Below are 7,993 nucleotides of genomic sequence, written 5' to 3'. Positions count from 1 at the left end.
CGCCGTTACCGGCGACGCACGTCCAGGTGGGAACGGGCCATCGGGCACTGGCCCGGGACTATATCGCCGGTATCAACCGGCCCTCCTTCCGATACATCCACTTGTCACGTGCGACCTCGTGTCGCACCTCGCTGCCATTGTTGTCCGGTGGCACGGACAGGTCGGTGAGGAAACGCAGGTAGTCGGCCTCGCGGTCGGCGAGGCGACGGGCGAGGGCGTTCTCTGCGCGCATCGGCTTCGTCGCGCGCGGGGAGGTCTGGCTGATCCCGACCTGGATGGCGTGGCGGAACCGGCGCAGCGGCTCGGCCGAGTGTGCCGGGTCGACCGCGGCGGCGCCGCCGGCGCGGGCGTCGGTGGCGAGGCGCTGCAGGTCCACGAGGGCGTCGCGGGCCTGGCCGGCCCAGCACCAGACCTCACCGGTGGCCTTCTCGGCCACGGCGAGCAGCTCCCGCACGACGTGCGCGTTATGCCGAGGTCGGCATAACCCGCACATCGGCGTAATGCGCGCAGCAGAGCTGGTGGCCGGCGTCGACGAAGGCGTCGTACGGCGCCCAGCAGTCGTGCACCACGACCCGGGTGAACCCGGGCAGTACCCCGAGGAAGTCGATGCCCTCCCTGCCCCGGCGGGGGTGGCAGACGACCAGGGTGAGCTTCTCGGTGCGCGCGCAGTGCACCCAGTGCAGCTTCCCGGCGACCCGCAGCCCGGTCTCGTCGGCCCCGACCACGTCGGCCGCGGCCAGCGCGTCACGGACCTGGGGCAGGAACTCCGCCCCGAGGCGACCGGCGGCGCGGGCGAGCATCGCCGCGACCGTGCCCGGCGAGAGCGCGATCCCGAACAGCTCGGCCATCGCGACCGCGACCCGGTCCCTCGCGAGGAACTGGCCGCCGTAGAGGTAGAGGACCAGCGCCTCGACACCCGGCCCGTACTGGGCCGGGGCGTCCACCCCAGCCGGGGCCTCCGCCCGGGTCCGGGTGCCGCAACAGACGCACTCCCGCTCGACGAGCCGGTGCTCGACGACCACGGGCTCGACCGCCGGCAGGTCCACGACCTGCCGGCGCTCCACGGCCATGACCGGCGCGAGCAACAGCCCGTCCCCGCAGCGCCGGCACGCCACCGGCTCGTGCACGACCGCGCGGGCCGGATCGTCGACCAGGCGCAGCGTCGAGCCCTCATGCCCGTCCTGCCCACCGGGCTTCCGCCCCGTCCTCTTGCGAAGCGACCTCGGCTCCGGCTTGGCCAGCCCATCCGAACTCGGCGGCTTCGACGAGTTCCGCGAGTTCTTCCCGAGCCGCGCCTCCAGCTCGGTGATCCGGGCGTTCGCCTTCTCCAGCGCGGCCCTCAACTCGGCGATCTGCGCCGCCTGCGCCACGGCCAGCACCGCCAGCTCGTCATACGACGGCGCGGGCGACTCGACGGGCGACACACCGCCAGCCTACGGATCAGTCACCCACCGCTAGCACCCCACGCCCACAGCGAGAGTCACCCAAACGACCTGACCTGCGACAACGACGATCGATCAAGAGAGCTGACTAGTTACCCGGGACTGAGCGTTTCGCCGTGGTCGATGTGCGTGGGGTTGGGTCCCACCCTGCATCTTTGATCTGCCGGTGGCCTGAGCGCTGGAGCACGCGGGCGTAGGCTTGAAGGAATGCGGATCGGCGAGCTGTCCAAGCGTACGGGCGTGAGTCCACGCTCGTTGCGGTACTACGAGGAGCAGGGCCTGCTGACCAGTGCACGCTCCGATGCTGGGCAGCGTCACTATTCCGATGCCGAGGTCCAGCGGGTGTTGCTGATCCAGCAACTGTTCGCCGCGGGTATGTCCAGCCGGGTGATCGCATCTGTGCTGCCGTGTGTGGACACCCCGAGTGACCCTGCCGGCATCCAGTCGGCGTTTGTGGCGATGACGCGCGAGCGCGATCGGATCAACGCGGATATCGCCCACCTGGTCGAAACCCGTGACGCACTCGACGTGCTGATCAAGATCAACCGCGAGCATTGGGTGGAGCCGCCGACGGCCTCGGTCCCGGTCCCGGTGACGGCGTCGGCCTGATGCTGTGACCCGCACCTCAGCCGGTTGCCCTTCACATCAGTGTGAGCGGTGAGGATGGCTGCGGCGCCCGGAACGACCGGGCCGGTCGCACCGGAGGTGGCAGAAGATGGGACAAGCGTGGGGTTTCGGCAGGTATGGCGGGCCTGAGGTGCAGGAGCTTTTCGATCGTCCCGATCCTGTCCCGGGTCGCGGTGAGGTGCTGATCCGGGTCGACGTGGCCGGCGTGAACCCCCTCGACTACGTCGTGCGCTCGGGTCTGTATCCCGGGGCCGCCGGCGGACGTCCGTTTCCTCTTGTCCTGGGGATGGAGGCAGCGGGAACCGTTCTGGCCCTGGGCGAGGGCGTCGACGGGCTCGAGGTGGGTGACGCGGTCTTCGGCATGGCACTCACCGGTGGTGGCACCTACGCCGAGACGACGGTGCTGTCGGCCCCGCACACCGCTCGCATCCCGGTGGGCCTGTCCGCAACCGTGGCGGCGACGCTGCCCGTGGCCGGAACGTCCGCGGTAGATGCGCTCGACCAGATCGGCCTCGCGGCCGGCGCTACGGTCTTGGTCAACGGGGTCGGGGGCGGTGTCGGACTCCTCGTTGCCCGGCTGGCCGTCGAGCGCGAGCTGCGGGTGATCGGCACGGGGAGCACCCCCAAGCGCGAGCCCGCCGAGGCCATCGGGGTGCAGTTCATCGACTACACCGCCGGGGACATTGTCGCTGCGGCACGCGAGCTGGTGCCGGACGGCTTCGATGGGATCGTCGACCTGGTCGGAGGCGCCTCACTGCGGACGGTCGCTCCTCTGGTCAAGGATTCACGCAACATCGTCGCCGTGAGTGATATGTCGGTGACTGAAATCGGTGGGCGTTTCGTCCAGCGTCATTTCGACCGGGAGAATCTGGAGCGGGCCGCCCGGCTCGCCCGCGATGGAGGTCTCACACCCGTGATCACTGCGGTCCATCCGCTTTCCGACGCTCCGGCCGCCCTCTCTGCTGTCGAGAACGGCCACAGTGCGGGCAAGGTTGTTATCAAGATCGGATGAGCCATGCCCGGCCGGCTGACGCTGGAAGCCGGCCGGGCACATCTCAGACTGCCGCGAGTCCATGCACAGCAACCACCCGCGGCCAGGGCGCGAGCAGACGCCGGGACCAACTCCCGACCGAACGGGACCGTTGCAAGAGCTGACAGTTTCTGAGTCGGAACTGCTCTGGCATGGCGTTTATCCGTCGGTTTTGACACCACGGTTGGTGGACGCTTGATCGGGTGGATTCTATGTCCGCGAGTTTCGACACCACGAATGGTGGTGGGAGCACCGGCTGACCCGAGACGGAGGCCGGCCGATGCCGCGGATGTCGAAGATCGAGAAGTTCGCGGCGATCCGCCGTGATCTCGCCGCGGGAATATCGGGCCGGGCAATCGAGGAGAAGTACCGGGTCGGCCGGCGCACGGTCAGCGCGGCCATGGCCTCGGCGTTGCCTCCGCCGCGCAAGGACATGCCGCCGCGGGGCTCGAAGCTCGATCCGTTCAAACCCGCGATCGATGAGATCCTGCGGGCCGATCTCGACGCGCCCCGCAAGCAGCGGCACACCGTGAGGCGGATCTTCCACCGGCTCCTTGACGAGCACGGCATGGACAACGTCTCTTACCAGGTCCTGCGCACCTACGTCGCGGACCGCAAACCGAAGATTCGAGCGGAGGTCGGCCGCGCCCCGGTCAAAGTGTTCTTCCCGCAGACCCACCACCCGGGCGCCGAGGCAGAGGTCGATTTCGGGGAAGTCGCGATCGACCTGCGCGGCGAGCAGGTGACCTGCATCTTGCCAGCCGCCATCGAGGACTGACCGAACAAGCCGCCGACGCCGCGGTCGACTCCGCCTGCCGGATGCTGCGCCTGCCCTCGATCCGCGCCCAGTTCACCGACCTGGCCGAGGCCGCCGCCCGCGATCAGATGACCTACCGCGGCTTCCTCGCCGAGCTGCTCATGGCCGAATGCGATGACCGCAACCGGCGCCGCTCCGAACGACGCATCAAAGCCGCCGCGTTCCCCCGCGACAAAACTCTGCGGACCTTCGACTTCCTCGCCAACAACAACGTCGACCCCGCCGTCGTTCACACCCTCGCCAAATGCGACTGGGTCAAGAAAGGCCTGCCACTCTGCCTGATCGGCGACTCCGGCACCGGCAAATCCCACCTGCTCATCGCACTGGGCACCGAGGCCGCGATGGTCGGCCACCGCGTCCGCTATGTCCTGGCCACCAAACTCGTCGAGGCCGCCGACGAGAAGATGCTCGCCAAAACCATCGCCCGCTACGGCCGAGTCGACCTGCTCTGCATCGACGAGCTGGGAATATATGGAACTCGACCGGCGCGGCGCCGAGCTGCTCTTCCAGGTGTTGACCGAGCGCGAGGAAAAGGCCTCCGTTGCGATCGCGTCCAACGAGGCTTTTTCGGGTTGGACGAAGACCTTCACCGACCCGCGACTCTGCGCCGCGATCGTCGACCGGCTCACCTTCGGCGGCAACATCATCGAGACCGGCACCGACTCCTACCGTCTCGCCCAAACTCGCGCCCGCACCGACAAGACCACCCGGACCCCGGCCTAACCACCCGCCGCCTGCGCTGCTGCGGAGAACCCGACGGATCCGGGCGAACTCGACGACGATCTGCTACCGACGATCCTCGGCATCTGCGAAGACTTCTTCGCCCACGCCGACCCAGCCGTTCACCGCGAACTCGACACCGTCCTCCGCGCCCGCCACATCAGCGGCGTCCCGGGCTGGCTGATCGACATGCTCGCGCTCACCCGGCTCCGCCTGCAAACCGCCAAAAACGACCCTGAACAGCCCACGGCAGAGGACCAGAGTGCGGTCAAAACTCGCGGAGATTGATCTCCGGCCGAGCCGGTCAGGGGAGTCAAAACTCACGAACCTCTGGTGTCGTTTCTCGCGGGTCTAATCAATCTCACCATTGCCGCCGACGAACCACGTGGCGGTCTGCTCGGCACGCAGCCAGGAGACGGCTTGTGCCAGGACGTCGTGCCGTTTCAGGTAGACGAAGCCCGTCCGACCGAACACGCGGTTCAGGAGCCCGAGATCGTCATCCGCAAGGTCTCGATGAATCGTCCGCATTTTGTCCACGACTTCGCCCACCGTTCCCCACATCAGCTTGGCGCCGAACACGCCGTTCGGTGTACTTCCGGCCGCCCGTGCGGCTCGCACGTAGTCCGCGTAGCGGAAACCGCTTTCATCGGTACGGGCAAGCTGCCACCGGTCAGCCCACAGCGACTCGTCCGGCGAGCGAAAGTACGCCTGCGGATGACCGCAGATCCCCGTGGAGTCCAACAGTCCGAGCAGCAAGGAGCTGCCAGTACGCGGTGTGGCGCAGACGAAGTACGAGTCAATCGGCCGAGCGGTCTCTGTCAACATGACCGGGACGTAATCGCTCTTCTGGCTGTGCCGCAAGCGGTTTCGGGGACAGCCGCGGCCGTAGGGTCCCATGCCGGAAGTTTCTCGACCCGGCGCGGGCGGCTGGCTACCGGATCTCGCTTATCCGCCAGATCAAGCGAGACTCCGCCAGGTCAGCTGAGACCTGACACCGACGGCGGCGACGAGGGCGGCGACGAAGGCGACGTCGGCGGCGAGGGTGAGGGTTGCGGCGAGGGTGAGGGTGGCGAGGACGACGGAGAGGTCGGCGGCGAGGACGAGGCGGGGCCGGCTCACGCGGTGCCCGCCTGCGGTCCTCCTTCCACGGCGGCACGAAGACGAGGCTCTACCGGACATGTGCGTCCGGACTATCCCGGCGTGGCGTCGGCGCTTGCGCCAGGTCCTGCCACGCCGCGGAGGGCAGGATTGCTGCTGGTTCCACGGGGGCGACTGGCACGTCGTCTCCGGCTTGGCGGTGCGGCTGCTGCGCGAGGTGTCCAGTGACGGCACCGAGGACGACATCGAGATCTCCAGCCGGATGATGACCGCCGCGCGAGCCGAGGGATTGACCGGATGGGACTGGGAGGCCTTCGAGTCCCTCGTGTACTTCCCGATCAATGTGGACGCCGACGGATACGTCAACGGCCGACATCGCGCCTCGGTGATGATGGCCGCCGGCGTTCGGAAAACGGTGGTGCAGGTTATGGTCCTGGACGGGTAGATATCCGCGAGCCTCGGCCGTGGGTTTCATCGATCCGGGTGCGCGGCAAGCATGCGATCCCATTTCTTGATCGCAAGCGCAAGGTGCGTCACCTGCGTCGTGACGAGCAGGAAGTCCCCTTCGGTCGGCCACGGCGGCCCTGACTCGAGCGAGAGATACACCCGGATGACCACGGCGTCATCGGCCCGATCAGCGAAGCTGAACGCGAGGTTGGGCTCGGTGAAGGAAAGCAGACGTCCTGCCCCACCGCCGTCGAGCGGAGCAGGTGCTACCGAGCCGTCGGCCACGCCTCGAAGCCAGTCGCCCAGGTCCCTCGCATCCCACGTCGTCAGACACGGATCGTGGAATGACCAGCCGCGGCCGTCATCAGCGACAGCGTCGCCCGCGACGACCAGCCAGTTCGCGTCCCAGTCTTTCCCGGTGCCGTCACCGGCAATCTCGGGATACTGATAGTCGACGACGCGAAGATCGATACGCGCGCCGCCATCGGTTCCGAGCCTCATCGCCTCGCCGGTCATTGGCCTCATTTCTGGTATTAGAGCGTCTGGTCTTCGCAAATACCCGGCAGGCTGCCTGCACCAAAGGGTGTCCTGCGCCACACCGGCCCTCGGCGATCCCCGGCTCTCCGGGACTGGCCGCCGACTCAGAAATTCTCGGGAGACACCTCTAGGCGTGCGCAACGCACGGACATCGGTAGTCCGTTCGTCCGCGTCGGGGCCACGCCCAGGGTGTCGATATGAAGGGGGCTGTTAAGTACCGAGAGGATCAGCACGTCATCGTAAGAGACCTCCAGGCAGCGGCCTACCAGAATGAAGCCATCCTCCCCCGGGCCGCTCGGACGTATGCCCTCCGTCGCTCCCTCCTGCTCGACTCGGATATCCTCCCCCCATCGACAGTCATCCAGAACATCGAGCTCGACGTGCACGGGTCCCGACGAGGGAGTTTCGTCGCCACGCCACCGGCCGACTATCGATCCGCCCCCATACCTGAAGGTGACCAGGCGGGTGGGCGAATAGAAACCCACCACATCGATCTGCATCATTTCCCTCTCGGTAAGACCTGTGTGGTTACGGCGGTTCCATATGGCCCCGTCCGGGCGGCTTGAAGTGGCCCCGGGTGGGGGTGGTCCGGCGGCGGTGTGACGGCTTGACCTGGCCCCACCCCGGAGTGGCGGTGCGATGATCGCGGCTTCCGTGGTGGAGGAGGGTCGTGGGGTCATCGAGGGTGGAGGTGTTCGAGGCGATCCGGGTGGATGCGCGGCGGGGGATGTCGATCCGGGCACTGGCGGAGCGGCATGGGGTGCACCGGCGGACGGTTCGCCAGGCGTTGGAGTCGGCCGCTCCGGTTCCGCGTAAGACGCCGGTGCGGCGTGCGGCCCGGTTGGAGATGTTCAAGGAATCGATCGACGCGATGCTGGTCGCTGACCTCGAGGCGCCACGGAAACAGCGGCATACCGCGACCCGGGTCCGTGACCGGCTGATCAGCGAACATGGGATGAGTGACACCGTCGCGTACTCGACGGTGCGGGATTATGTGGCCCGGCGCCGTCCGGAGATCATGGCCGAGACTGGCCGTGGAATGGAGAACGCGTTCGTGTTGCAGACCCATCCACCGGGGCAGGAAGCCGAGGTTGATTTCGGGGATCTGTGGGTTCGACTGGCCGGCGAACCCACGAAATGCTTTCTGTTCACGTTACGAATGCCGTATTCCGGTAAGGCGGTCCACCGGGTGTTCGCTTCGCAGGGGCAGGAGGCGTTCATCGAGGGGCATCTTCATGCGTTCACGGTGCTGGACGGTGTCCCCACCGGGAAGAT

General features: G+C 67.5%; 12 protein-coding genes and 1 pseudogene. 7 read left to right on the top strand and 6 right to left on the bottom strand.

Features of this window, described 5'->3' with window-relative positions; all coding sequences use genetic code 11:
• Nucleotides 1-58: 58 nt before the first annotated feature.
• A complete protein-coding gene (locus AC6EXY_RS32780) occupies nucleotides 59-454 on the bottom strand; it encodes a hypothetical protein (protein ID WP_499818957.1) in 396 nt (131 codons plus the stop codon).
• Nucleotides 455-464: 10 nt separating this feature from the next.
• Nucleotides 465-1,424 (bottom strand): DUF6444 domain-containing protein, encoded by a 960-nt coding sequence (locus AC6EXY_RS32775; protein WP_499818956.1) that lies wholly within the window; start codon nucleotides 1,422-1,424, stop codon nucleotides 465-467.
• A 225-nt stretch (nucleotides 1,425-1,649) separates the two neighbouring features.
• On the opposite strand from AC6EXY_RS32775, the gene AC6EXY_RS32770 reads away from it, so the two are divergent.
• The 5 genes and pseudogenes from AC6EXY_RS32770 to AC6EXY_RS32750 all read left to right on the top strand — a co-directional run bounded on the left by AC6EXY_RS32770 (nucleotide 1,650) and on the right by AC6EXY_RS32750 (nucleotide 4,639).
• Nucleotides 1,650-2,051, top strand: a complete 402-nt coding sequence (locus AC6EXY_RS32770; protein ID WP_101831894.1) for a MerR family transcriptional regulator — start codon at nucleotides 1,650-1,652, stop codon at nucleotides 2,049-2,051.
• A 148-nt stretch (nucleotides 2,052-2,199) separates the two neighbouring features.
• Nucleotides 2,200-3,081 carry an NADP-dependent oxidoreductase gene (locus AC6EXY_RS32765; RefSeq protein WP_165818373.1) on the top strand — a complete coding sequence of 294 codons (882 nt, stop codon included), beginning with the start codon at nucleotides 2,200-2,202 and terminating at the stop codon, nucleotides 3,079-3,081.
• Nucleotides 3,082-3,388: 307 nt separating this feature from the next.
• On the top strand, nucleotides 3,389-3,877 hold the full coding sequence (locus tag AC6EXY_RS32760) for a hypothetical protein (RefSeq protein WP_101831892.1): 489 nt from the start codon (nucleotides 3,389-3,391) through the stop codon (nucleotides 3,875-3,877).
• A 41-nt stretch (nucleotides 3,878-3,918) separates the two neighbouring features.
• Nucleotides 3,919-4,368 (top strand): annotated as a pseudogene (locus AC6EXY_RS32755) (ATP-binding protein); the annotation flags it as partial.
• A 19-nt stretch (nucleotides 4,369-4,387) separates the two neighbouring features.
• Complete coding sequence (locus tag AC6EXY_RS32750; protein WP_279354631.1) at nucleotides 4,388-4,639, top strand: ATP-binding protein; 252 nt, start codon at nucleotides 4,388-4,390, stop codon at nucleotides 4,637-4,639.
• Nucleotides 4,640-4,702: 63 nt separating this feature from the next.
• Here the strand turns inward: AC6EXY_RS32750 and AC6EXY_RS32745 are convergent, their stop codons facing one another.
• The 3 genes from AC6EXY_RS32745 to AC6EXY_RS32735 all read right to left on the bottom strand — a co-directional run bounded on the left by AC6EXY_RS32745 (nucleotide 4,703) and on the right by AC6EXY_RS32735 (nucleotide 5,755).
• The gene (locus AC6EXY_RS32745) at nucleotides 4,703-4,960 is read right to left on the bottom strand and encodes a hypothetical protein (RefSeq protein WP_165818372.1); all 258 of its coding nucleotides are present in this window, start codon (nucleotides 4,958-4,960) and stop codon (nucleotides 4,703-4,705) included.
• 27 nt (nucleotides 4,961-4,987) lie between these two features.
• A complete protein-coding gene (locus tag AC6EXY_RS32740) occupies nucleotides 4,988-5,461 on the bottom strand; it encodes a Stf0 family sulfotransferase (RefSeq protein ID WP_165818371.1) in 474 nt (157 codons plus the stop codon).
• Nucleotides 5,462-5,593: 132 nt separating this feature from the next.
• Complete coding sequence (locus AC6EXY_RS32735; RefSeq protein WP_165818370.1) at nucleotides 5,594-5,755, bottom strand: hypothetical protein; 162 nt, start codon at nucleotides 5,753-5,755, stop codon at nucleotides 5,594-5,596.
• Between the two features lie 172 nt (nucleotides 5,756-5,927).
• On the opposite strand from AC6EXY_RS32735, the gene AC6EXY_RS32730 reads away from it, so the two are divergent.
• Nucleotides 5,928-6,179 (top strand): hypothetical protein, encoded by a 252-nt coding sequence (locus AC6EXY_RS32730; protein WP_165818369.1) that lies wholly within the window; start codon nucleotides 5,928-5,930, stop codon nucleotides 6,177-6,179.
• 26 nt (nucleotides 6,180-6,205) lie between these two features.
• Here the strand turns inward: AC6EXY_RS32730 and AC6EXY_RS32725 are convergent, their stop codons facing one another.
• Nucleotides 6,206-6,697, bottom strand: a complete 492-nt coding sequence (locus AC6EXY_RS32725; RefSeq protein WP_499818955.1) for a WapI family immunity protein — start codon at nucleotides 6,695-6,697, stop codon at nucleotides 6,206-6,208.
• 706 nt (nucleotides 6,698-7,403) lie between these two features.
• On the opposite strand from AC6EXY_RS32725, the gene AC6EXY_RS32720 reads away from it, so the two are divergent.
• Nucleotides 7,404-7,993 (top strand): transposase (locus AC6EXY_RS32720; protein ID WP_499842468.1); only part of this gene is annotated, 590 nt, incomplete at its 3' end.

This window comes from Frankia sp. RB5 (assembly GCF_059816245.1).
The sequence above is the reverse complement of the archived record's forward strand: the minus strand, read 5'-3'. Positions and strand labels throughout refer to the sequence as shown.

What these genes read in the sequence shown, in the direction of transcription:
- AC6EXY_RS32770 (WP_101831894.1), top strand. Translation starts at nt 1,650, where the DNA reads ATGCGGATCGGCGAGCTGTCCAAGCGTACGGGCGTGAGTCCACGCTCG.
- AC6EXY_RS32750 (WP_279354631.1), top strand. Translation starts at nt 4,388, where the DNA reads ATGGAACTCGACCGGCGCGGCGCCGAGCTGCTCTTCCAGGTGTTGACC.
- AC6EXY_RS32740 (WP_165818371.1), bottom strand. Translation starts at nt 5,461, where the DNA reads ATGTTGACAGAGACCGCTCGGCCGATTGACTCGTACTTCGTCTGCGCC.
- AC6EXY_RS32760 (WP_101831892.1), top strand. Translation starts at nt 3,389, where the DNA reads ATGTCGAAGATCGAGAAGTTCGCGGCGATCCGCCGTGATCTCGCCGCG.
- AC6EXY_RS32725 (WP_499818955.1), bottom strand. Translation starts at nt 6,697, where the DNA reads ATGACCGGCGAGGCGATGAGGCTCGGAACCGATGGCGGCGCGCGTATC.